We start from the raw sequence: 23,142 nt of genomic DNA on the forward strand, positions 1-23,142 counted from the left end.
AAATGTTTACCTGTATATGTTTGAAAGAACAATGGCAATGATGGAAAGCCCGGAAAGGATCAATGTTGTGACGCGGTAACCACGATCAACAGTTGCGTATTTTGTGCGGTCTGGCTGCACGTAGATCTCATCGTTATTCTTTAAATAGTAATACGGAGATTCGAAAAGATTTTTGGAGGTTAGGTCAATTGGGATGAAATTCCGCTTTCCGTCCTGTTCTCTTACGAGCAGGATGTTGGTGCGCATTGCCGTAATGTTGAGGTCACCCGCCAAGCTCAGCGCTTGCGTAATGGTGGTGCGCTCGTTTTGCAACCTGTACACATCCGGACGTGCAACGTCTCCAAAAACTGCGACTTTAAAATTGAGGATACGGATGTTGACAACCGGGTCTTTGTAGTAAGTCAGCAGCGTCTTCGTCAGGCTTTCTCTCAGTTGTGAAGTCGTAAGGCCCGTCACTTTCAAGTTACCGATCAGCGGAAGACTGATCTCGCCTTTTTCATCAACCAAATAGCCATTTACAGGGCTGTCTGCGGGTTGGTCCATGCTCGGGCCATTTGCACGGTTGAGATTGTAGTTGAAAATTGCTGATGACTCAGGGTTGCGGCTATTGACATTTATTCCCAAAACATCTGCCTTTTGAATGGTTACAGGCGAGAAATTGGCAACGTCTTGCTGCGAAGATTCCGCGCGGTTGAGGTCCTGAAAGTAGGGGATATGCTTGTAGGATCCGCAGGAGCTTAGAAAGAGGAGGGCAACAATGCAAGCAGCATTTCTGATATTCATGAGTTGAGTATTGTACAGTCAAGTGATTCTAATTCTGATGATCGCTCATCGTAACTAGTGTCAAACTTAGTACAACTGGCTCTGCCCATTCACATTTTTGGGGCTACCTACTGAAAACTCGGGGTAAGCGTAGTAAAACTGGGGTTATTGGAAAAATGATACTTTTAACGGCCGCTTTGTATCATTACAAGTTGGTCAGGTGATTAGAAATTGATTGTTTAAGTGTCAAAAGTCGAGGTTAGGAGGGTTATTATTTATGTTAACAATCTGTAAATCAAAAATATAACTGCTTTTTACCCCTTACATAATCACCCCACGTTTTGGTAAGATCTTCTCAGGGATTTTTGGGGCGTCAATCAATTGTAATAAATTGATTTCAATGGTTCTTGACAAAGAGGTCATGGGAATGTCGTTGGGGCCATTCTCAAATGGGTTTTGCATAACATATGCGATCCATTCAACGTAAAAAAACAGGAAGGAAATGATGAAAGTGATCGGGATGGCGATCCTGCCAATGCTCTCGACAAGTCCCATAGGCAGCACGAGTGTAAAAATGAAAATAACGAGCACGACGAAAAAGCTGTACTGAGTCGGAAAGATCGTGTTTTTGATCCGCTCGCATTTTCCCATGGCATCACAGAGACGCTGTAAGGTTTGGTCAATGTTTTGATAAAGCAGCGTTTCTATCTTTTTCTGCTCGTGCAGCTCGGCAAATTTGAACTGTATCAGATTCAGAATCGCATTGGGAATGTTGTCCTGCGCGGCGACATAATTGTGCTCAGCAGTTGATAAATGCAGATCCGCATAAACGAGCACTTGTCCTCGCCGGAGCGAATTCGTAAGCGCGTAGCACCACGCAATCTGCAAATGGGCGATATTGGACACAATCAGTTCCTTTTCATCCTTAGGCGCATTAATAAATGACACTGATTGCCGCACCAGGCTGCGGCTGTCATTAACGATTTCACCCCACACTTTGCGCGCTTCCCACCACCGGTCGTAAGCAGAGTTAGTCCGGAAGCCCAGCAACAGCGAAAGCGCCGTTCCCAGAATCGTAATAATGGATATGGGAAAGGATAAAAAATCCCATTGCTTAAAAGTAAAAAGATAAAAGACCAGCGTCGCGTATCCTGTGACCGCCAACAAACCCGGCCAAATGCCCCTCATGAGCCGCCAGATTGAAAATACTTGCTTTACGTACATGAAATAGAGCCGGTGCCTTAATGATAATCTTTTCCGAAATCGGCGCCGAATGGCGTATTCCGAAAGATTTTGTGAAAAGTAATAAAAAACGCCCCGTAGAAACAAATTTCTACGGGGCGTTTTATGCTGTCTTATTTATTAATGCGAGGCAATCTCAGCTGCCGGAGCATTAGGCGGCGTATCCTGGTGCTTCTTTTTACCCGTGGCCAACTTTTCAATGGCCACAAAAAGTACAGGCACCACAAAGATGGCAAGTGAAGTCGCGGCAAGCATACCGCCGAATACGGTCCATCCGATCGTCTTACGGGATTCTGCGGCTGCTCCACTCGCAAAGGCAAGCGGAAGAACACCGAGAATAAAGGCAAGTGAAGTCATGATAATCGGCCTTAAACGCAGCTGCACAGCTTCTAATGTGGCTGCTACGAGCTCCATGCCGCCATCGACACGCTCTTTGGCAAATTCAACGATCAGGATCGCGTTCTTGGCTGCAAGTCCGATCAATGTGATCAAACCGATCTGCGCGTAAATGTTATTAGACAAATTCGGCAAAAAGGTCAATGTAAGAATGGATCCGAATGCACCGATAGGAACTGCAAAAAGTACGGAGAATGGAATTGACCAGCTTTCGTAAAGTGCAGCCAGGAATAAGAATACAAAGACAATCGAGATAGCAAAAATCGTTGTCGTACTGTCTCCTGCCTTGATCTCTTCACTACTCATCCCTGAGAATTCGTAGCTGTAACCGGCCGGCAATGTCTGAGCCACTTCACGCAATGCCTGAATGGCCTGACCCGAGCTGTAACCCGGCTTAGGCGTTCCATTGATCTCCACCGAACGGTAAATGTTATAGTGAGAAATCAGCGCAGGGTTTTCAACAACTTTGGAGGTAACCAAAGAGCTAAGCGGAATCATATTGCCTTCGCGGTTGCGGACGTAGAATTTCTGAATGTTCTCCAACGACGAGCGGAAACTGCTGTCGGCTTGCACCATTACCCGGAAGTTACGGCCGTATAAGTTAAAGTCATTTACATAACTACTTCCCAGAAGCGTGGATAGCGAGCTGAAAACATCATTGATCTGCACACCCAGTTTCTTGGTCTTATCGCGGTCAACGTCAATCTGGTAACTTGGCGTTCTTGCATTAAAGAATGTATATGCCATTGCAATTTCAGGCCGCTTGTTCACAGCGCCTAAGAAGTTGCGCATAACCGTTTCAAACTGCTGAATGTTATCCGTGCTGGTTGATTGCTGTAATTGGAATGTAAAACCGGATGTCGAACCTAAACCGGGAATTGCAGGCGGAGCAATGGCCAGAACGCGTGCTTCCTTAATATCGCCCGTACGTTTCTGGATTTCTTTAATAACGGCCTGCACGTGGTGCTCAGCGCCTTTCCTGTCAGCCCAGGGTTTCAGGTTGACAAACATAGTTCCCACGTTGGATTTGTTTGAAAAGCTGATAATGTTCAATCCGGCAAGACCACCGACTACACGCACTTCCGGAATGGATGAGACGCGCTGCATAATGTCTTTAATCATCGCAACGTTACGCGCAGTTGAAGTTGCTTCCTGCATTTCGTAGGTTACAAAAAGACGTCCTTCATCTTCAACCGGGATAAAGCCTGACGGTTTGTTTTTGAAAAGAAAGAACAAGCCTACAAACAAACAAACCATCATTACGAGCACCAATGGCGTTGCTTTAATCCATTTGGCCACGCCGCGTGTATAGCCGCGTGAAAGCTTATCGAACCATCTGTTAAAACGATCGAAGAATTTTTCCAGCCAGTTTTTCTTCTCATCTGCTCCTTTGGTAGGTTTCAGCATGATCGAGCACAAAGCAGGCGTAAGGGAAAGCGCAACAAATGCGGAAAGCAATACAGAAACAGCAATGGTGATGGCGAACTGCTGATAAAGGCGTCCAACGATCCCTGGCACAAAGCTTACAGGAACGAAAACGGCCGCAAGGATCAATGCAATCGCGATAACGGGCCCCGAGATATCTTTCATCGCCTGAACCGTGGCATCCTTAGGCGACATCTTTTTATCATCAATATAATGCTGCACGGCCTCCACCACCACAATGGCATCATCGACCACAATACCAATGGCGAGTACAAACGCGAAGAGCGTCAGCGTATTGATCGTAAATCCAAACGGGATAAAGAAAATGAATGTGCCGATCAGAGAGACGGGGATGGCAAGAATCGGGATCAATGTTGCGCGCCAGTTTTGAAGAAACAGGAACACCACAATCACAACCAGGATCATTGCTTCTGCAAATGTGTGAAGCACTTCTTCGATCGAAACCTTTACAACAGTGGCTGTCTCGGTTGGAATCACATAATCAAGATCTTTCGGGAAAGTCTTTTTCATTTCTGTCAAAGCCTTTATCACGCCATCGTATGTTGCAAGTGCATTGGCACCCGGCGCCTGATAAATCAATACGAATGCAGCAGGCTTGCCGCTTACAAATGCATTGATACCATAATCAAACTTTCCAAGTTCTACACGTGCAACGTCTTTCAGATACACAACGCTTCCGTCGGCAGGCGAAGATCTTACAACAATGTCCTCAAACTGCTCCTTTGTAGTCAAGCGGCTATTGGTCAAAACGCTGTATTCAAAACTTTGCTGATTGGGCTGGGGCGTTCCACCGATCGTACCCGCAGCAACCTGTAAATTCTGTTCTGCCAATGCAGCTGAAATGTCAGCAGGCGTCATGCGCAGGGTCGCCAGCTTTTCAGGATTGAGCCAGATCCGCATACCAAAGTCATCAGCGCGTGAAATGATGTCACCGACGCCTTTTACACGCTGCAAAGCATCTTTAAGATAAATGTTAGCATAGTTACCGATGAACTGCGAATCGTGCGTTCCATTCGGAGAGTACAATGCAAGCGCGATCATGATACTTGGCTGGCGTTTTCTAACCGTCAAACCAAGCCTTTTTACAGCATCCGGAAGCGTAGGTTCAGCCACACTAACACGGTTCTGAACGTCCAGAGCCGCAATGTTTACGTCTGTTCCTACATCAAAAGTTACGTTAATGCTGCTTTGCCCGCTGCTCGTCGAGTTACTGGACATATAAGTCATGCCCGGCGTACCATTGATCTGCGTTTCAATGGGCGTTGTCGTGGTTTGCTCGACGGTCTGGGCATCGGCACCCGTAAAGTTTCCGCTTACCGTCACAGTAGGCGGTGTCACGTCCGGATATTGCGCCACCGGAAGCGTGGTTAAGGCAATTAAACCGACAAGTACCAGCACAATGGATGTGACAATCGCTGTGACAGGCCTTTTTATAAAAATATCTGCAATCATTTTTACTGGATTATATTAAATGCTAGAAAAAGTCAGCCTTATTTACCCTCCTGGATAACTGCTCCTTCTCTCAGGTTTTGTACGCCTTCCACTGCGATTTTCTCGCCGGCTTTCAGACCTTCTTTTACGATAATGTTAGCACCAAGGGCCGTTCCAAGAACAACACGGCGCTGGCTCACTTTGCTGCTGTCGCCGGCAACATATACGAAGTATTCGCCCAGCTGCTCAGTAACCGCTTTATTAGGGATCACCACAGATTTCGCGGATGCATTGTTCAGCACACGAACCGTGGTGCTCATGCCCGAACGCAGCGTGTTGTCTTTATTTGGAAATACAAGTCGGGTTTTAATCGTACCCGTTTGCGGATCAACTGCGCGGTCGATCAAGGTAAGTTTCCCTATTGCAGGATAAACGTCATTACCGAATTTCAATGTGAATGTAGAATCAGAAGCTTTGGTGCTTTTCATCAGCTCGGTAAAGCGATAAATTTCTTTTTGATCCACATTAAAATCCACCGCCAATTGCGTATCAGTCGAAACGGTGTTCAAAATCGTCTGACCAGCTGTTACGGCTGCACCGACTTTAACTGCTGAAATGCCGATAACACCATTAAAAGGCGCGGTAACTTTCGTATAGTTCACACTCGTTTGCACGGCACGAATGTTCGCTTTTGCCGCATCCGCTTGCCTTTTGGCAACTTCCAAGGCAGCATCAGCATTATCAACGAGCTGCTTGGCAACTGCGTCGTTTTTTTCAAGTTCGTGGTAACGATCAGCATCTTTTTGCGCACGGGCCAGATTGGCTTGCTGCACATTGAGATTGGCAACTGCCTGATCGTAATTGGCACTATAAAGCTGCGCATCGATCGAATAAAGCAACTGGCCTTTTTTCACACGTGAGCCATCTTTGAAATGAATGCCGGTTACAAATCCCGTCACCTGCGGGCGCAACTCGATTTCGTTAAGAGCGGTTACTGTTGCGGGATATTCATCATAGTAAGCAGCATCTGCTGTTTTTACCTCAACCAGCGTAACAGGGATAGCGGTTGGCTGCATAGGCTGCTGCTGCTGTTCTTTCTTTCCGCAGGAGCTTAATATGCTCACAAATAGGGCTGCGGCGTAATATGGAGTTTTATTTAAAAACATAATAGGGTATTTTTTCAATTTGATATCTTAAACAGGATTTACCGATTGTCAATAATTCATTTGGCCCAAAGCCCTTTGAACATCTATTTTGCTGGCCAAGACCTGATATAATGCATTGTAATAGTTGATTCTCGCAAGGCGGAGATCAGTCTCAGATGTTACCACTTCGAGGTAAGTCTTAATGCCCGATTTGTATTGCAGCTGGATGACGTCGTAAACCTCGCGCGCCAGATCCATGTTTTCTTTTTGAGCCAAAAGATTTGTCAGATTGCCCTTATAACCGGCAAGTGCCTGCGCATATTCCGAGTTTACATTAAGCTGCAAACCTTTGATATCCCAGTCGAGTCGCTTAATGGCCCATTCTGCTGCTTTTGTATTGGCCTTTCTTCTGCCACCCTGGTAAAGCGGCAGCGACAATGTCAAAAGCCCGAAAGAGTTCGGGTAATTTTTGTTGTATAAATCTGTAAACTGGTTATTCTGAAAGTTCAGGTTATAAGCGCCGTTTAAAGAAATATTGGGCAAGTAACTCCATTTGTTATACTGCAGCGTGGCTTCCGCCAGTTTCTTCTGCGTAGTCAAAAGCTGATATTCAATGCGCGTGTTCAGATCGACGCTTTGCATGGTGTCCAGCGCAATCTCACGCTCCATTTGCAATGTGTCGTAGCTGATCACAAGTTGCTGACTGGCCGGATAGCCCATCAGCGATTTAAGATATTCGGTCTTCGCTTTCAGCAATTCTTCGTTGCTTTTCTTGTTTGCCCGCGTATTATTAAGCGTAATGGTCGCGCGTTTGAAGTCGATTTTATCAGCAATGCCGGATTTGTATTGATTTTCAGCATCTTTCAAACTTCTTTCCAGACGCAGGATGTCCTCATTGGCAACGTCAATCTGCTGCGTTGTGGCCAGCACATCGTAAAATGCTTTGGAAACATTGACAGCAATGTCCGTTTTGTTGAAAGACGTGTTTTGGCTCGCTTGAAGCTGAACGTCGCGTTTTGTCTGATTAGCCAGCAATACGTCGCGGTTGAAGATCTGCTGGGAAAGTGTAAACTGAGCAGCAGAAACATTGCTAACCCCAAGCTTGACGGGGTTACCAGCGATAATGCTGGTTTGCACAATGAAGTTGTGCTGCAAATTGTAATTGAAATTGATTTGCGGATACCAATCGGCCAGCCGGCTTCTGATCTGATTTTCCGTGATACGTTCATCGATCAGCGATTGCTGAATGACGGGCTGGTTTTTAATGGCATAGTCGACAACAGCTTGAAGTGTTGCCTGCTCCAATAGGGGCGCTTCTTTGGAACTTTCCTGAATGGCCTGAGAGAATATAGGGCAAAAAGAACTTAGTGAAAGCAGTGCCGAGCTAAGCGCCAAACGCATTGTTTTTTGTGGCTTAGACCAAAACTTCATGTAAATTTTATTTGATGAATAAAGAATTAAAAGAGGGCTGCATGGCAGCAATTGAGTATAATTAAAAGGGAATCAGCTGTCGGACGGAATAAATGTGGCATCTATCCGCAAAGAGAAAGGATTGACAAAGAACTGCATAATGAGTCTAGGATTTGTGAAATTGTAAACTAGCGGTGACATAATAGATCCGACGATACATCGGAGCGCTTCTTGCATTGTACTTATTAAGGATTTAAAACGCGGAATAGTTTCACAGTAGAAGCTAAAACATCCCGCTAATTGACCACATTCTTTTAATAGTCAAATTTATATCGGGAATTGTACCGAATGTGTTCGGAAAACAGCCTTAGCCGTAGATTGTAATATTCGTGTAACCGGTGTGAGACTTGATACAGTCAGGTTATAATGCCGTTTGCTGTGAAACCGGCTGCGGCCAGATCTTTTCAATGATGAAAGCGAACAAAATAACCAGTGCGCAACCGATCAGATTGAGCCATAGAAATGCAGTCAGATCGAGCCAATAACTGATTATTACAAAGAATTCACCGAGTAAACTGCCGAAGAAAACGGCTCTGCTGCCGATTTTTGGAAAATAAAAGGCAACCAGAAAAATGCCAAGGATTACCCCATAGAATAAGGAGCCAAGAATGTTAACCGCTTCAATCATGCTTCCAAGACGCGAGGCATATTGCGCGACGCCGATGCAGAAAATACCCCAGAAAAATGTAGCCCAGCGCGAAGCGGTTACATAATCACGCGAGTCATCATCCTTGCGCACCATTCGCTTATAAATATCGACGATCGTGCAGGAAGCAAGTGAATTATAAGCCGACGCAACAGAGCCCATGGAAGCCAGCAGGATCACCGCGATAAGCAGCCCAACCATGCCCACGGGCAGATAGTCGATTACAAAGCGAAGAAAAATATAGTTTACATCATTAATGGCAGTGCCGTTGGATTTGGAAAGCACGGTTTCCGCTTCTTTACGCACATCCTTAACCTGATCTTCAATGCCGGCCAATGTTGCACGCGACTGCTCGATGGCTTTTTCGTCATCCGTTTTCAGCGCCCGCGTAAGCTCCATTACATAGGGATGCTTGGCAGCCTGGATTGCGTCATGCTTTTTTTCCAATGCTTTGTATTCATTGGCATATTGCGTCGTGCGCACCTGATCAACTGCTGTTTTATTAAAAAACAATGGCGGATTGGTAAACTGGTAAAAAGCGAACACGAGCACGCCGACCAGTAATATCAAAAACTGCATGGGAATTTTCAACAAGCCATTCATAGCCAGACCAAGCTTGCTCTGACCTTGGGAACTGCCCGTCAGGAACCGTCCAACCTGCGACTGATCCGTGCCAAAGTAGGAGAGTTGCAGGAAGAAACCGCCTATCAGTCCTGACCATACGTTGTAACGATTGTTGAGATCGAATGTGAAATCAATCAGATTGATTTTGCCCATTTTGCCCGCAACATGGAGTGCATCCGTGAAAGAAACTTCTTTTGGCAAAAACTTAACAACCATGATTCCGGCCACGACCATTCCGACTGTAATGATGCCCATTTGCTGCAAATGCGTATGCGAAACCGCCCGGCTGCCACCTGCAATGGTGTAAAGCATGACGATGCCGCCCGATATAATGTTGGTCCAGGTGATGTCCCAGCCTAGAATTGCAGAAAGTATAAGCGACGGTGCGTATATAGAAAGTCCGGTTGAAAGTCCTCTTTGCAAGAGAAAAAGAAATGAAGTGAGCCCCCGCGTACGTAGGTCAAAGCGCCCTTCAAGGAATTCATAAGCCGTAAAAATTTTAAGCTGACCGAATTTTGGCACGAAAGTGACGCACAATACCACCATAGCAAGCGGCAAACCAAAGTAGAACTGAACGAAGCGCATGCCATCCGTGTAGGCTTGACCGGGAGCGGATAAAAATGTAATTGCGCTCGCCTGCGTCGCCATCAGCGAAAGCGTCACGTGATACCAGGGAAGCGACTGACCCGCCAGTAAAAACGAGTCCATTGTATGCTTTTCGCGGCTGCGATAAATACCGTAAACGACAACAAATATAAGGGTAAGCGAAAGTACAATCCAGTCCAGCGAGCTCATTGAAAGTGGGTCATGAATAAATAGAAGAGGACAATCAGCAGAAAGAGCGTACCAATCAGTAATTTATAAAGCTGTTTCCAGCTGCTTACGAATGGTGGCAGCCCATCGCGATCCTCGGGGCTATTTTCTGTTGTGCTCATGAGCAGGAATGTCAGGGTTTCAGAGGTTCGAATGGCAGGGCATTGTACCACTGGTAAAAATAGAACGGTTTTTACATTGTTTTAGCATAAAGAATGAAAATTGGGATGAGTGGACAGTCCAGGTGCTGTTTTGTCAGGCTCGCTGGCATTATCTTTATCTTATCAATTATTTAGACATATTTGCAGTAAACCAGGCTTAACTTTTAGTTAAACAACTCCTTTATTGATGACATTTATCCGCACCGTTTCAATTAGCGCCCGCGTGCTTACAGCAGCTTTTGCCTGCATAACGAATGCCTTTGCAATGCAAAAAGACAGTGTAACTGCCGCAAAGTCAAATGCTTGGGTAGAATTAGCTGCTTACGGCTCGACCATTTCGAGAACACCATTTTGGTTGCATGCAAACCAGTGGGGCATTGTTCCAACCTCCGGCAATGTAGGCAGCCTTAGGGCCGGGATTGAGGCGAGGAAGGCTTTGACGACTGATGCTGAGGGAAAATCAAAATGGTCAGTGGCTTACGGTGCAGAATTGGTTGGTAATGCCAGTGCGCATAGCAAGCTTCTGATTCCGCAAGCATATGCAGGAATAGCTTTTCGCAGTTTCCAGCTGACCATTGGCCGGCGTAAGCAATTTGTTGGTTTCAATGATAATGAGTTGGGAACGGGATCCTATATGTGGTCCGGAAATGCGCTTCCTGCACCCAGGATCCAGCTTGGATTTGAAGAATATGTGCCGCTGATTCGCAATTTTATCTATTTCAAAGGATTTTATTCTGATGGATTGCTGGATGGAAAGCGACCGGTTACCAGTGATTTGAAGTTGCATAACAAAAGCCTTTTCGTGCGTTTGGGCAAGCCAACGGGCGCACTTAAACTTTACGGAGGCTTTAACCATGCTGTTCAATGGGGAGGCAAGTCACCCTATTTTACGGAGAATGGTCAAATGCCTAACGGGTTGGACAAATATTGGTATGTGGTGACAGGTTTTAAGCCAGTTGGAAAACTGAATGGCATCTCTTCATTTGATAATAATAACCGAATCGGTAATCATGTGGCTAGTCTTGATTTTGGGATGGAGCTGGACTTTAAACGGGTCAACATTATGCTTTACAGGCAAAGTCTGATCGAGGACGGGTCCTTATTTTATTTAAACAACATTGCCGACGGACTGAATGGCGCAGCGATCAAGTTCAAGAATACGGACGGGAGAAACTTCACTGTGGAACGGCTGACGCTTGAATTATTGTACACCAAAAGCCAGGGCGGGACGGAGGTTTCGGACACGAGCAGCATCCGGGGCAAAGACGATTATTTCAACAATGGTCAGGTTAGGGACGGCTGGCAATATTATGGAAGAGGACTGGGAACGCCTTTTATTACACCACAGTCAGAAAACAACTGGCCCAGATATGCAGACTTTTTTACTAACAATAACCGCGTTTGGGTGATTCATGCCGGGATGCAGGGCAAATTGAACACTGCAATATGGACTAGCAAATTCTCACTTTCCAGCAATGAGGGAACCTATGATCAGAAGCTTCCGAAGCCAATGAATCAGTTCTCCGGCATCATTTCAGTTGAACAGCCAGTCAGCTGGTTAGGCGGTTCTGTTATAAAAGGCGCTGTTGCCGTTGATGCCGGAGAATTTTTTGATGATGCGGTTGGACTAATGCTTTCGATCCGCAAAAATCTTTCGTTTTAGCATTAAGCCTGCTCAGCAGCCAGACGTTCCAGGCATACATTCAGGCTATCTCTCCAATATGGAATGGCCAGGGAGAATGTGCTTTTGATCTTGCTTTTATCCATAACAGAATAGGCAGGGCGAACGGCCTTTGTTACATATTCAGATGTTTTCACAGGATTCAGCTTCACCTCGGTTTTGCTAATATCAAACACCGCTTTAGCGAAGTCATACCAAGACGTAACACCTTCATTACTATAATGATAGATCCCATAAGCCGTACTATCCGACTCAGTAATGTCTAAGATAGCACCAGCCAGATCGATCGCATAAGTAGGGGAGCCCACCTGATCAACGATCACACCAAGCTGATCTCTTTCCTTGCCCAGCCTTAACATTGTTTTTACAAAATTATTGCCGAACTCAGAATATAACCAGCTCGTACGCAATGTATAATGCGCCGGTAAAATCTCTGCGATTGCAGCTTCACCTTCCAGTTTGGTAAGTCCGTAAATGTTCTCCGGCTCGGCAGGATCCGTTTCTGTTAAAAGTCCGGTAACATTTCCTTTGAAAACAAAATCCGTAGAAATGTGGATCAATGCTGCTCCGTGTGCTGCACATGCTTTTGCTATAAATGCAGCACCATCACGGTTTACTTTCCGGCAAATATCAACCTCATCTTCCGCCTTATCAACAGCCGTATAAGCCGCACAGTTGATGACAAATGAAGGTTTTTCGGCTGAAAACAGCTTGTCAAGAAGTCCTTCGTCAAGAATGTTGCCATCTTGTTCAGAAGGAAAAGAAATGTCAGTGATATTTCTTTCGGCAGCTACTTTTTTCAAACAACTGCCCAATTGGCCGGAAGCGCCGAGGACTACGATTTTCATGTAAATGCTAATAACGTTCGGCAGCAAAGATAGGCAATGACTGAAATGAGCAATGCTATTTGGCAATAATTACCTTCTTAGATGTGATTTTTCCATTTATTCCTTCGATCATTACTATATATATGCCTTCTACAAGCTTAGAGACATCAATTCCGGCATTTGTTAAGGACAAGGCAACAAGTTGCCTTGTTCCTTTCTCATCATAAAAATATAGATTTTTGATGTCTTTAATTTTTGGCCCTGAAATGTACAAGCGATCTGTTGATGGGTTGGGATAAAAGAGAAATTGTTGATCTGTTTCCTGATTCAAATCTTCATCTTCCGGGCTATTGATTAAGCTTTCAGACTCTTCTTCTAATAAAAAACCATGAGGAAATTCTTTACCAGCTAAATTGACTATTGGAGTAGGTGAGGCTTGTAAGTAAGCTCCAAGCGTGTAAACATTAAATTGATTTGGCACTATTTCTGCGGCTGTCGTAATGGAGCCCATAGTAACTGTACTTTGTCCTCCCAAGATAGATACGGGGTCAACCACTGACGGAATTTTTACCCATTTGCTGCCATTCCACCCAACTATAAAGAGTGAGGCAATATTACTTCCTTTTACAAGTGTAGTAATAGAACTTGATCCATTCCAAGATAGCGTGATCTTACTGGCATTTGTACCATTTATATCCCAATATTCAAGTGTAGAAACTACGCTGACATTAGCGTCACGTGATGAAACGGGAAATGGAGCTCCTGATGGAAGTGGCCCGTAGTTGCCACCATTCGGATTATTGGTAATTGCAATACTTGGATTAGCTCCATAGTATGCTGCGACAGTGCCATCAGCAGCAACTGCGATTGGTCGAAAGCGGCCAGTATCAACCAGTGGAAAGACAAATCTTGTATTTCCTACAACTTTCACATATCCATCCACTGTACTTTTAGTGATAACGGATGAACTTGGATAAGATACCTTCCCCTGAGACGCTAGTCTCCCGGTTGAAACTACATTTGCTTGTGACAGTCCTACAAAAGGAGATAAAAGGTAAAAAAGCAGAAGTATATATTCACATTTCATAAGATACAACTAATTCGACATAACAATACACAAATGTATTACAAAATATTTGGTGTGTTGATATTTCATAAAGAAATTTTTATCGATATTATCTAATTGTCGGCGTTAGTAGGGTCAAATAATAATCAATACTACTACTTAAATCAATCGAAGTACTTCTATATATTTGTAAAAATATTTTTAAATTACATTTGACGAAGTAACTTTGTCTGTCGTATTGTTTCCAGCACATATTTCTATACTCTCAACCAACATCCTGCGAAGATGCTATGTCTTATTTAGATATCTATAATTCCCCATTAAGTGAAAGTGATGCTTCGCATCTGCTTCGGAGAGCCACCTTTGGACCTACGAAGGCTCAGATAGTCGAATTTACAGGCATGTCGGCTACTGCGGCGATTGATTTATTGATTTCGAATTCGAGCCAAGTTCGCATATTGCCTCAACCACTGGACTTGGATGAGACCAAGCCCACAGCAGGCCAGCCCTTCGTAAATTTGCCTTTCAATAAAGACCGCAGAAGTGATTGGTGTTATCATATCCGTTATTTCTGGGCCGGTTTAATGGCCGATCAAAACAATCCACCATCCGTTCTTGATAAGTTGACGGCATTTTGGCAAAATCACTTCGTTGTTCCGCAAGGCGTAGTTTTTGACTACAGATTAACCGATAAATATTTAAGACTTCTGAGGGAGGGTAGCTTAGGGAGTTTTAGAGATTTGACCATTCAAGTCACGAAGGATCCTGCAATGCTGATTTTTCAAAATGGCAACGAGAATACCAAAGGCAAACCAAATGAAAATTACGCAAGAGAGTTGCAAGAGCTGTTTGTAGTCGGACAAGCTGACTTTTACGGAAATCCAAATTATTTAGAAGATGACGTCAAGACGGCCGCGAAAGTCTTAACAGGCTGGCAGGTTAGAAATTATCTAATTGAAGGCTCTACCTTCTGTGATTCTATATTTACATTAGATCGTCATGATATAACAGACAAAAAGTTTTCTCAAAAATATAATTTAACAACCATTACAGGTAGGAATAATGCAGATGCAGGCAATGCTGAAATTGCCGACTTCGTAGACATGCTTCTTAGGCATCCTCACTCTCCTAAATTCATCTGTAGGAAGTTGTATAGATGGTATGTCAATCCCGAAGTAACCGCAGAAATTGAAGAAAATGTTATAGTTCCGCTTGCCAGTTTCTTTGCCAGCGAGTCCAATAACTTTCGCATTGAGCCAGTCCTGAGAAAGTTGCTTTCCTGCGATATCTTCTTCGATGATAGGAACAAAGGTGCCATCATGAAGTCGCCTATGGAACTTGTGGTAGGGATGTTTAGGCTGTTTTCAATTTCCCCACCCAAAATAAATGAGGACTACATTGGTTTCCGTAAGTATGGCATGTTCGTGTATACTAATATGGCAAACCTTCAATTAAGACTTTTAGATCAACCTTCCGTATTTGGTTATCCACCTTTTTATCAGACTGGGTTTTCGAAAAACTGGATAAATGGTTCTGTAATCGGGTTGCGCAATGTTGTCACTGACCAGTTAGTACTTTCATTTCCAGAGCAAAACATTCGACCAGGCCAGCCATTGATAGATCTGGTCGCCTGGATCACAACCAAACAGCCGAATTTCTCAGATGTAGTGGGAACGCCAGCTATAACCTGTGAGGAGGTTCTCGCCGAGCTTTCACAACACATGTTTGCCAGGGACTTATTTCAATCGCAAAAGGATTTTATTATTGACACCATTATGATGCGTGGGCTATCCCGGAGAAATTGGATAACCGAATGGAATGCTTATCGCTCTATGCCTGAGAATTTTAATCGTTATGACGTAGTTATGAGGCGATGTCGTTCCTTAATGAGGTATATGTTGCATATGGCGGAATTCAATATTTTTTAACTTAATCACTATGAAAAGAAGAGAATTTTTAGCTGCGGCTTCCTCATCACTATTTCTTCCTCTAAAAATTGATGGTCTTCGATTCAAAGCTCTGTCAGCCAATCACGATCTTGTACAATCAGTATTGAGAACCAATGCTATCCAGGACGATCGGGTCTTGGTAATCGTATATTTAAACGGAGGAAACGACGGTTTAAACACTGTGATTCCATTGGATTTTTATTCTCAATACTATAATCTCCGGAGTAATATAGCCATTCCGGAAAATAAAGTACTCAAAGTTAAATCAGAATCCGGAAACAGGATTTCATCCTTCTATGCCTGGGATGAAGGAGATGTATGACAATGGCAAACTCGCCATTATTCATTCGGTTTCATACCCAAATCCTAATCAATCGCATTATCGTTCAACTGATATATGGATGACCGGTGTCGATTCGGATAAATATTCAGAAAGCGGCTGGGCTGGCCGGTATCTGAATAATAAGTTCCCAAATTATCCTAGCGGATATCCAAATCAGACTATGCCTGATCCTCTGGCAATCCAGATTGGATACATAAATACGACTACTTTATTGGGAAAAGATCAGCCGATGAATATTTCATTGCAAAATCCAAATAGCTTTTACCAGTTATTAGGGAGTCCTGATGCCGTAGCTTCTGAACAGTTGCCTTGTTGTGATGCCGGGGAACTGATCAACTATTTCCGGCAGCAGCAATTTATGTCATCAGGCTATTCTCAGGAAATCAAAAGGGCGGGTGATGCAGGAAGGAATATGGTTACTTACCCTTCTGGTATTGGCGTTAACGACCTAGGCGAGCAACTTTAAGGTAGTGGCACGGCTGATTCATGGAGGACTAAAAACAAAGATCTATTGTGTTGAACTGAAAGGATTTGACACGCATGCTTCACAAGTTTCAACCACTAGCACGATTGAAGGTGAGCACGCTCTGCTGTTAAAACAAATGTCAGAAGCAATTTCTGCTTTTCAGAAAGATGTCGAGTTGCAAGGAACAGCAGATAAGGTTATTGGTATGACATTTTCCGATTTCGGGAGGAGGGCTAATTCCAGTGCTTCAAAAGGGACGGATCATGGTATCGCAGCTCCAATGTTTGTTTTTGGAAACGGCATAAAGAGACAAATGGTCGGCACGAACCCAAATTTAATTACAGATCTGGTTCCTATCGCCCCGTCACAATATAACAACAACCAGGATATCAAGATGCAGGTTGATTTCCGAAGGGTGTATACAGACATTTTAAATGAATGGTTTGGAACTCCGCCGGACAAAACCAATAGTATTCTATTTCGAAATTTCAATACAACATCGCTATTTTCCAATACTGTGCAGTCACTTGCTTCGGGAGCTTGGATAGACAGGTCAATATGGTCTTCCGGCAGGGTTCCATCCGCTCTTGATCAAATAACAATCAGGTCTGGTCATCTAGTTGAGCTTGGTCAAAATGTGACAGTGAAAAAAATCTATGTAGAAGGTAATGCTGAATTAAAATTGCTTGGAAATTTCGAGATTAATACCACTGGCTAAACCCTCTTCCCCGCTTTTTCGGTGAACTGCATTAAAGGCATAAAATATCAAGTGCTGCAAGACCTAGGTCTTGCAGCACTTGATATTTTATGTTGCCAGGCAAAATTGGATCAAATTCCTGTGTCTACAATTTTTCTAGCTGTGTCAACATTCTCGCATTTCAACAGATTTCGATAGTAGTTTATACAATCCTCATTGACGTTTTCTGAGAATCCTTGATCAGACAAAACAAAAGTTACCAAAACATAAAGAATATAAATAGCATTTTTTTTATACGATAGAAGGTATTATCTTGCAGTAATGAAGGGTTAAGACAACTTTTAAAATACTCTCAACGTTTAAAGTATGAAAAATCACTATCCAGGCCTCCTGCCGAAAGTTCATCTGTGGACTGACGTAATTCTACTTAATGCTTCCTTTTTCTGGCGTATTCCATACGTTTCGGGAATCTTATAAATCTTGTAGACGGTCAGTATATCAACCTGTTGTTAGTTGCAAACCTTGTATGGATTCTCATAATTCATATTTTCAAAACGTACTTGTTTACCAGACTGTCGTACCACTTTAATACACAGTTAGCAAAATATTTTAAGGCTGTTGCTGTCCATGGTGCAGTCATGACCGCCTTTTTGTACTTATCAAAGCAAGGCGAAGAATTTTCCAGGTATCAGTTCTTGCTAACCTACGGTACATTTATTTTGTTATCAGCCGTATCGCGTGCGGTATCTATTTTATTCTTGAAGATGTATCGGCAGGCTGGGTATAATTACAATCGCTATGCAATAGTTGGGAACGGTGATCTTGCTGCGCTCATCAGGGAATTCTATAGAGAAAGACAAGAACTTGGATACCGTTATTATGGAATGGTCGAATTGAGTGGAAGTGAACAGTTGGAGTCGATCGAAATGCTTATTAAGGAAAAACATTTGGACTATCTGTACTGCTGCATGTCTGAGATGAGTGACGATCAAGTAAGGCAAATAATCAAGATTGGTGAGAGACATAGAACTCAAATAAGATTGGTTCCTGATTTCAGAGGGTTTATGACTAATATGGCCAAAATTGAGTACCATGACATGTATCCCATCATACAGGTCAATACGAAGCCTTTTTCTAGTTTTAAAGAGCAGACAGTAAAAAGGACATTTGACCTCATCTTCTCAGCAGTTGTTATGGTTCTGGGAGCGCCCATATTTTTTCTGGTTTGGGCAGCAATTAAGATCACTTCGCCTGGTCCGGTATTCTTTAAGCAGAAGCGGTCTGGCAGATGGGGCGAGATGTTTTATATCTACAAGTTTCGCAGTATGTACACGGACGCTGAGAAATTGGGACTTCAACATTCTCAGGGGGACAACGATCCTAGAATTACCCCTATTGGTCGTGTGTTGAGAAAATCTAGGTTAGATGAATTACCGCAATTCATCAACGTATTGAAAGGAGAGATGTCTGTGGTTGGCCCCAGACCATTGTTCAAGTACGACGTCGACATGTTAATGGAAGCGGCGCCGCATGATTTTCAACGGTTATTGACGGTAAAGCCCGGAATCACATCAATTGGCCAAATAAACGTGGGCTATGCTGACACTGTGGCCAAGAATGTCGAAAGACTACGATATGACCTTCAATACCTAAAACAGTATAGCGTATTGGACGATGTTAGGCTAATTTTCAGAACGGTTCAAGTTATGGTCCTGGGCCGGGGGCAGTAGTATAGAGCGCTTTCTTTGAACTAAAAAAGAGGACTTCCAGCGGAAGTCCTCTTTTTTGTAATTGGATCAAAATATAATATTTCTTGATCCTAACTTCAATTAACCAGTCTTAACAAATATTTACCATATCCACTCTTTACAAGTGGCTGCGCGATTTCTTTTAGTTGTGCACCTGTTATGAAACCCATACGAAAGGCAACTTCTTCAATACACCCGATTTTCAAGCCTTGTCTTTCTTCAATTACCTGAACGAATTGGCCGGCTTGCATTAATGATTCGAATGTGCCTGTATCAAGCCACGCCGTACCGCGGTCGAGCACGCCAACTTTAAGTTTTCCCATTTCCAGGTATTTCTTGTTGATATCGGTGATTTCAAACTCACCTCTGGGAGAGGCAGGGATATTTTTGGCAATTTCAACAACATCATTGTCATAGAAATACAACCCTGGAACTGCGTAATTAGACTTCGGGTTTGCCGGCTTTTCTTCTATGGATAACGCATTGTACTTTTTATCAAAATCGACCACACCGTATCGCTCAGGGTCCTGAACTTGGTAAGCAAAGATTACTCCGCCCTCGGGATCATTGTTGGACTGAAGCAGTTTGGAGAGCCCCGAGCCGTAAAAAATGTTATCCCCGAGCACAAGAGCAACTTTATCCGTGCCTATAAAGCTTTCGCCGATAACGAATGCCTGGGCCAGTCCATCAGGCGTTGGCTGTACGGCATAGCTGAAAGTGCAGCCTAACCTGCTGCCATCTCCCAGCAGTTTCTGAAAGTGCGGCAGATCATGGGGTGTTGAAATAATAAGAATGTCGCTGATCCCTGCCAGCATTAGTATCGACAGTGGGTAATAGATCATCGGCTTGTCGTAAACAGGCATTAACTGCTTACTTACTGCAAGGGTCAATGGATGCAAACGCGTGCCGGATCCGCCAGCCAGAATAATTCCTTTCATACTTTTGATTTTAACGTTGAGTTTCGCTCATTTTGACTCGGTCCAGTACATGCTTTCATAGTAATTTTGATACGCTCCCGAAGTCACATTTTTCAGCCAGGAAGTATTATTCAGATACCAATCCACCGTGCGGTCCAATCCTTCGGCAAATTGCAGGGACGGCGTCCAGCCAAGCTCATTCTCCAGCTTGGAAGCATCGATTGCATAGCGCAGATCGTGTCCGGCGCGGTCTTTTACAAAATAGATCAGCTTGGCCGACGTGCCGATTTCTCTTCCCAATTTGGAATCCATCACATTGCAGAGCAACACAGCCAAATCAATGTTTTTCCATTCATTGTGCCCACCAATATTATATGTTTCTCCCACTTTTCCATTGTGGAAAATAACGTCTATCGCTTTGGCATGATCTTCAACGTATAACCAATCCCGGACATTCGTTCCTTCACCATAAATGGGGAGGGGTTTATCATTGAGAATGTTATTTATCATGAGCGGAATCAACTTCTCGGGGAAATGATTAGGTCCGTAGTTATTGGAACAGTTTGAAATGACAACAGGCAGGCCATAGGTGTTGTGGTAAGCACGAACACTGTGATCGGAAGCGGCCTTACTTGCGCTGTAAGGGGATCTTGGATCATACTTTGTTGTTTCCAGAAAGAACTCGGCTGCATCGTGCAATTCGCCATAAACCTCATCTGTGGAAACATGATAAAATAAATGTTCACTCATATTATCCTTCCAGAGCATCCGGGCAGCATTCAAAAGGTTCACCGTCCCGATGACATTGGTCATAAAAAAGCCCGTAGGATTTGTAATGGAGCGGTCCACGTGCGATTCGGCAGCAAGATGTATTACAGAATCAAATGCATGATCTTCGAACAGCTGGCTAATAAATGCTGCGTCAACAATGTCTCCTTTTACAAAAGAATAATTGTCCCGGTCCTCAATGTCTTTCAAGTTTTCGAGGTTTCCAGCGTATGTAAGCGCATCCAGGTTAACGATGTGATACGAGGGGTATTTCGTTACAAAATGGCGCACGACGTGAGAGCCGATGAACCCGGCTCCCCCAGTAATTAGGATTTTTTTCATTTTACGTTGGTATTGGGTGAGCTACAAGATCGAGTTGTTGTCTTTTTGAAAGATCTCATCAAAAAGAGGCAGAATCTGATCTTTTTCAGAAACAATCGGATTTGAAACACCCCAGGGAATGCTCAGGTTAGGGTCGTTCCACCTTATTCCTTTTTCCGATGCTTTATCGTACAGATTAGTACATTTATAATGGAAAATAGCGTCTTCAAGAGCGGCAAAACCATGCGCAAATCCTTCGGGAATGTAAACCATTTTGTGGCTCACATCATCCAGCTCAAAGAGCTCGTATTGACCGAAAGTAGGGGAGTCCTTTCTCAGATCGACAGCCACATCAAGAACCTTACCTTTCAGGACCCTTACAAGTTTTCCTTGCTGAAACGGGGCGGTCTGGAAGTGCAGGCCCCTAACAACCCCCTTTTTAGAGAATGATTGATTATCCTGGACGAAGTTATCCGCAAAGCCCTGCTGTTGCCATTTGCTGGAATTGAACGATTCAAAAAAAAGACCACGGTCATCGTGGAATACGGCCGGTTCAATAATGAAGACGTCCTTGAGCGAGGTGGTTGAAAATTTCATATCGAGTTGAGTAAAAAATGAATATGCTAAAAATAAAATCTGATAATGTTTACCACGATTTGGTTAATCTCAGCCAAATCCCGGATGCGTTATAAATCATTGTGCCCTTATCCACAGCCAGGCATAATGATAGATTCAGATTGTTTTTCAGGTTACGGCCAGTTTCAAGATATCCTGAAAACTGGGCCTCTTCTCCGAAATATGGCGGATAGCTTGGATCCCTGGTATTATTCAGCGAGTGACCCAGCGGACTGGTGCCATAGGTGCCGTAGTTTAGGGAATAAGTTAGTCTCAGCAGTATTGAATAGTCTTTCGCAGCACCTTCTAATCCTGCATGAAATGCCCGAATGCGGTTATTGGTTATATATTCATTTATGGCAGGAAGATCTGTCCGCGCATACTTTTTGCTTGTCAAAAGTGGATTTCCTAAATTTTCATTCTGGTATGTCCAACCTTTCCTGTACAAGTAATTATTATAATAATCTTCATCACCGGAGGGAGTTATCTTTGCATCAATTTCGCCGCCCTGGCTCTTAGTGTTCATGAATTCAAATAACACCTTTTTAAAACGAAACGGAGATGTTGAATTTTCAAAATTGTTATTGGCAATGCTTAAACCCCATAATCCGTCTTTGACATTGTTTAAATGATAAAGACCGCCTACTTCATAGAAAAACTGGTGATAGAAAAGCATGTCCACTTTCTTGAAATCGAGCTGGATTGCCTGATCAATGGAGCCAAGATGATTTCCAACCTTCGATAATGGTAAACCTGTGCCTTTTTCACCATAACTCTTTCCAAGTAGGACATACTCAAAGGTTTTTAGCGGGGATAGCTTAAAAACGCGTGCGGTTCATCTTTTTTCATTCCCCCAAAAAACCTGATGGTTGAAACCTGCTATAAACTTAACCTTCCACTGAGGCTTTCCAAACCGTCCGTAAAATGATTTCTGGTGAAAAAACGTGTTGACAATGCTGTCCGTCGTGGTATAATTGACGGCCTTATTACCCACCCACCCGTGTGCAAAATTTCCTTTTACGGAAATCAGACCGTTTAACAAAGGCAAATCCCAGAACTCGGGTATAGAAAGCTCCACTTTTGGGATTCCTAGCGCATTTCCGGATATCGAAAAAGCACCGCTTGAAAGTGTCGAATCGACCAGTCCCATAATGTCTTTGCTCCGTCCTGCTTTGAGCTGAAATATGCCCAAGCGACCTTTGGCGTATCCCTCGATGAGAATGGCATCGACTGACTTACCGGCATTAAGCCTACCCTCAATTCCCAGTCCCCAATCTACCAGTCGCTTGCTGTCCGTTTTGTATGGTCGCACAAGTACACCGCCGATGGCCGCTGAAACGCCGGTCAGCGGAACATTACCGTACTGATTGGCACGCATCCAGAAAGGCACATGGTTATTGCTGGTAGCGATCGCAGATGCTGAAATAGCGTAATAGGGGGAATTTGAAGGCTTCCGGGGTACTGACAGACTATCAACAGTCTCAGAGGCATCTGCCAGCTCATTTGTATCCTGCCGCGTTTCAAATCGCTTGGAAACCGTATTTGGAAATCCTGAAACAGGTGCTGTGAACAGCATGCAGCAGCACGGATTCAAGATTATTAGCAGAA

The 23,142-nt window shown here is 43.8% G+C and carries 19 protein-coding genes; 6 read left to right on the forward strand and 13 right to left on the reverse strand.

The features are described from left to right. Positions 1 to 6: 6 nt before the first annotated feature. From AC0IYG_RS17010 to AC0IYG_RS17035, 6 genes are all read right to left on the reverse strand, one after another. Positions 7 to 783, reverse strand: coding sequence for a polysaccharide biosynthesis/export family protein (locus AC0IYG_RS17010; RefSeq protein WP_471712340.1), 777 nt, complete (start codon positions 781 to 783; stop codon positions 7 to 9). 300 nt (positions 784 to 1,083) lie between these two features. After that, on the reverse strand, positions 1,084 to 1,986 hold the full coding sequence (locus AC0IYG_RS17015) for a bestrophin family protein (protein WP_471712341.1): 903 nt from the start codon (positions 1,984 to 1,986) through the stop codon (positions 1,084 to 1,086). A gap of 138 nt (positions 1,987 to 2,124) precedes the next feature. Further along, entirely contained in the window at positions 2,125 to 5,298 is a 3,174-nt protein-coding gene (locus tag AC0IYG_RS17020; RefSeq protein WP_471712342.1) for an efflux RND transporter permease subunit, read from the reverse strand. Positions 5,299 to 5,336: 38 nt separating this feature from the next. Then, positions 5,337 to 6,443, reverse strand: coding sequence for an efflux RND transporter periplasmic adaptor subunit (locus tag AC0IYG_RS17025; protein WP_471712343.1), 1,107 nt, complete (start codon positions 6,441 to 6,443; stop codon positions 5,337 to 5,339). Between the two features lie 48 nt (positions 6,444 to 6,491). After that, positions 6,492 to 7,853 (reverse strand): TolC family protein, encoded by a 1,362-nt coding sequence (locus AC0IYG_RS17030; RefSeq protein ID WP_471712344.1) that lies wholly within the window; start codon positions 7,851 to 7,853, stop codon positions 6,492 to 6,494. A gap of 400 nt (positions 7,854 to 8,253) precedes the next feature. Next, on the reverse strand, positions 8,254 to 9,957 hold the full coding sequence (locus tag AC0IYG_RS17035; protein ID WP_471712345.1) for a sodium:solute symporter family protein: 1,704 nt from the start codon (positions 9,955 to 9,957) through the stop codon (positions 8,254 to 8,256). Between the two features lie 366 nt (positions 9,958 to 10,323). Here AC0IYG_RS17035 and AC0IYG_RS17040 point away from each other — a divergent pair, with 366 nt between their 5' ends. Next, the gene (locus AC0IYG_RS17040; RefSeq protein ID WP_471712584.1) at positions 10,324 to 11,799 is read left to right on the forward strand and encodes a capsule assembly Wzi family protein; all 1,476 of its coding nucleotides are present in this window, start codon (positions 10,324 to 10,326) and stop codon (positions 11,797 to 11,799) included. Positions 11,800 to 11,801: 2 nt separating this feature from the next. Here AC0IYG_RS17040 and rfbD read toward each other — a convergent pair whose 3' ends face one another. After that, positions 11,802 to 12,665, reverse strand: coding sequence for a dTDP-4-dehydrorhamnose reductase (rfbD, locus tag AC0IYG_RS17045; RefSeq protein ID WP_471712346.1), 864 nt, complete (start codon positions 12,663 to 12,665; stop codon positions 11,802 to 11,804). Between the two features lie 55 nt (positions 12,666 to 12,720). After that, positions 12,721 to 13,575 (reverse strand): T9SS type A sorting domain-containing protein, encoded by an 855-nt coding sequence (locus AC0IYG_RS17050; RefSeq protein ID WP_471712347.1) that lies wholly within the window; start codon positions 13,573 to 13,575, stop codon positions 12,721 to 12,723. 425 nt (positions 13,576 to 14,000) lie between these two features. Between AC0IYG_RS17050 and AC0IYG_RS17055 the strand changes: the two genes are divergently transcribed. The 5 genes from AC0IYG_RS17055 to AC0IYG_RS17075 all read left to right on the forward strand — a co-directional run bounded on the left by AC0IYG_RS17055 (position 14,001) and on the right by AC0IYG_RS17075 (position 18,895). Beyond that, positions 14,001 to 15,638: a DUF1800 domain-containing protein gene (locus AC0IYG_RS17055; protein WP_471712348.1), complete on the forward strand. Its 1,638-nt coding sequence runs from the start codon at positions 14,001 to 14,003 to the stop codon at positions 15,636 to 15,638. A gap of 10 nt (positions 15,639 to 15,648) precedes the next feature. Next, a complete protein-coding gene (locus AC0IYG_RS17060; RefSeq protein WP_471712349.1) occupies positions 15,649 to 15,981 on the forward strand; it encodes a hypothetical protein in 333 nt (110 codons plus the stop codon). Next, a complete protein-coding gene (locus tag AC0IYG_RS17065) occupies positions 15,965 to 16,468 on the forward strand; it encodes a DUF1501 domain-containing protein (protein ID WP_471712350.1) in 504 nt (167 codons plus the stop codon). The genes AC0IYG_RS17060 and AC0IYG_RS17065 overlap by 17 nt, the downstream gene beginning before the upstream one ends. Before the next feature lie 4 nt (positions 16,469 to 16,472). Then, positions 16,473 to 17,186, forward strand: coding sequence for a DUF1501 domain-containing protein (locus AC0IYG_RS17070; protein ID WP_471712351.1), 714 nt, complete (start codon positions 16,473 to 16,475; stop codon positions 17,184 to 17,186). A 485-nt stretch (positions 17,187 to 17,671) separates the two neighbouring features. Continuing rightward, positions 17,672 to 18,895, forward strand: coding sequence for a sugar transferase (locus AC0IYG_RS17075; RefSeq protein WP_471712352.1), 1,224 nt, complete (start codon positions 17,672 to 17,674; stop codon positions 18,893 to 18,895). Positions 18,896 to 18,990: 95 nt separating this feature from the next. Here AC0IYG_RS17075 and rfbA read toward each other — a convergent pair whose 3' ends face one another. The 5 genes from rfbA to AC0IYG_RS17100 form a co-directional block, all read right to left on the reverse strand. Beyond that, positions 18,991 to 19,851 carry a glucose-1-phosphate thymidylyltransferase RfbA gene (rfbA, locus tag AC0IYG_RS17080; protein ID WP_471712353.1) on the reverse strand — a complete coding sequence of 287 codons (861 nt, stop codon included), beginning with the start codon at positions 19,849 to 19,851 and terminating at the stop codon, positions 18,991 to 18,993. 27 nt (positions 19,852 to 19,878) lie between these two features. After that, entirely contained in the window at positions 19,879 to 20,940 is a 1,062-nt protein-coding gene (rfbB, locus tag AC0IYG_RS17085; protein WP_471712354.1) for a dTDP-glucose 4,6-dehydratase, read from the reverse strand. A gap of 21 nt (positions 20,941 to 20,961) precedes the next feature. Beyond that, on the reverse strand, positions 20,962 to 21,516 hold the full coding sequence (gene rfbC, locus AC0IYG_RS17090; protein WP_471712355.1) for a dTDP-4-dehydrorhamnose 3,5-epimerase: 555 nt from the start codon (positions 21,514 to 21,516) through the stop codon (positions 20,962 to 20,964). A gap of 49 nt (positions 21,517 to 21,565) precedes the next feature. After that, positions 21,566 to 22,216 (reverse strand): hypothetical protein, encoded by a 651-nt coding sequence (locus tag AC0IYG_RS17095; protein ID WP_471712356.1) that lies wholly within the window; start codon positions 22,214 to 22,216, stop codon positions 21,566 to 21,568. Between the two features lie 153 nt (positions 22,217 to 22,369). Beyond that, entirely contained in the window at positions 22,370 to 23,110 is a 741-nt protein-coding gene (locus tag AC0IYG_RS17100) for a hypothetical protein (protein ID WP_471712357.1), read from the reverse strand. Positions 23,111 to 23,142 lie beyond the last annotated feature (32 nt).

It is taken from the genome of Dyadobacter sp. AC419 (assembly GCF_979253085.1).

Excerpts from the sequence above, each read along its gene's own strand:
- AC0IYG_RS17010 (WP_471712340.1), bottom strand. The coding sequence starts at position 783 with ATGAATATCAGAAATGCTGCTTGCATTGTTGCCCTCCTCTTTCTAAGC.
- AC0IYG_RS17015 (WP_471712341.1), bottom strand. The coding sequence starts at position 1,986 with ATGTACGTAAAGCAAGTATTTTCAATCTGGCGGCTCATGAGGGGCATT.
- AC0IYG_RS17020 (WP_471712342.1), bottom strand. The coding sequence starts at position 5,298 with ATGATTGCAGATATTTTTATAAAAAGGCCTGTCACAGCGATTGTCACA.
- AC0IYG_RS17025 (WP_471712343.1), bottom strand. The coding sequence starts at position 6,443 with ATGTTTTTAAATAAAACTCCATATTACGCCGCAGCCCTATTTGTGAGC.
- AC0IYG_RS17030 (WP_471712344.1), bottom strand. The coding sequence starts at position 7,853 with ATGAAGTTTTGGTCTAAGCCACAAAAAACAATGCGTTTGGCGCTTAGC.
- AC0IYG_RS17035 (WP_471712345.1), bottom strand. The coding sequence starts at position 9,957 with ATGAGCTCGCTGGACTGGATTGTACTTTCGCTTACCCTTATATTTGTT.
- AC0IYG_RS17040 (WP_471712584.1), top strand. The coding sequence starts at position 10,324 with ATGACATTTATCCGCACCGTTTCAATTAGCGCCCGCGTGCTTACAGCA.
- rfbD (WP_471712346.1), bottom strand. The coding sequence starts at position 12,665 with ATGAAAATCGTAGTCCTCGGCGCTTCCGGCCAATTGGGCAGTTGTTTG.
- AC0IYG_RS17055 (WP_471712348.1), top strand. The coding sequence starts at position 14,001 with ATGTCTTATTTAGATATCTATAATTCCCCATTAAGTGAAAGTGATGCT.
- AC0IYG_RS17060 (WP_471712349.1), top strand. The coding sequence starts at position 15,649 with ATGAAAAGAAGAGAATTTTTAGCTGCGGCTTCCTCATCACTATTTCTT.
- AC0IYG_RS17065 (WP_471712350.1), top strand. The coding sequence starts at position 15,965 with ATGAAGGAGATGTATGACAATGGCAAACTCGCCATTATTCATTCGGTT.
- rfbA (WP_471712353.1), bottom strand. The coding sequence starts at position 19,851 with ATGAAAGGAATTATTCTGGCTGGCGGATCCGGCACGCGTTTGCATCCA.
- rfbB (WP_471712354.1), bottom strand. The coding sequence starts at position 20,940 with ATGAAAAAAATCCTAATTACTGGGGGAGCCGGGTTCATCGGCTCTCAC.
- rfbC (WP_471712355.1), bottom strand. The coding sequence starts at position 21,516 with ATGAAATTTTCAACCACCTCGCTCAAGGACGTCTTCATTATTGAACCG.
- AC0IYG_RS17100 (WP_471712357.1), bottom strand. The coding sequence starts at position 23,110 with ATGCTGTTCACAGCACCTGTTTCAGGATTTCCAAATACGGTTTCCAAG.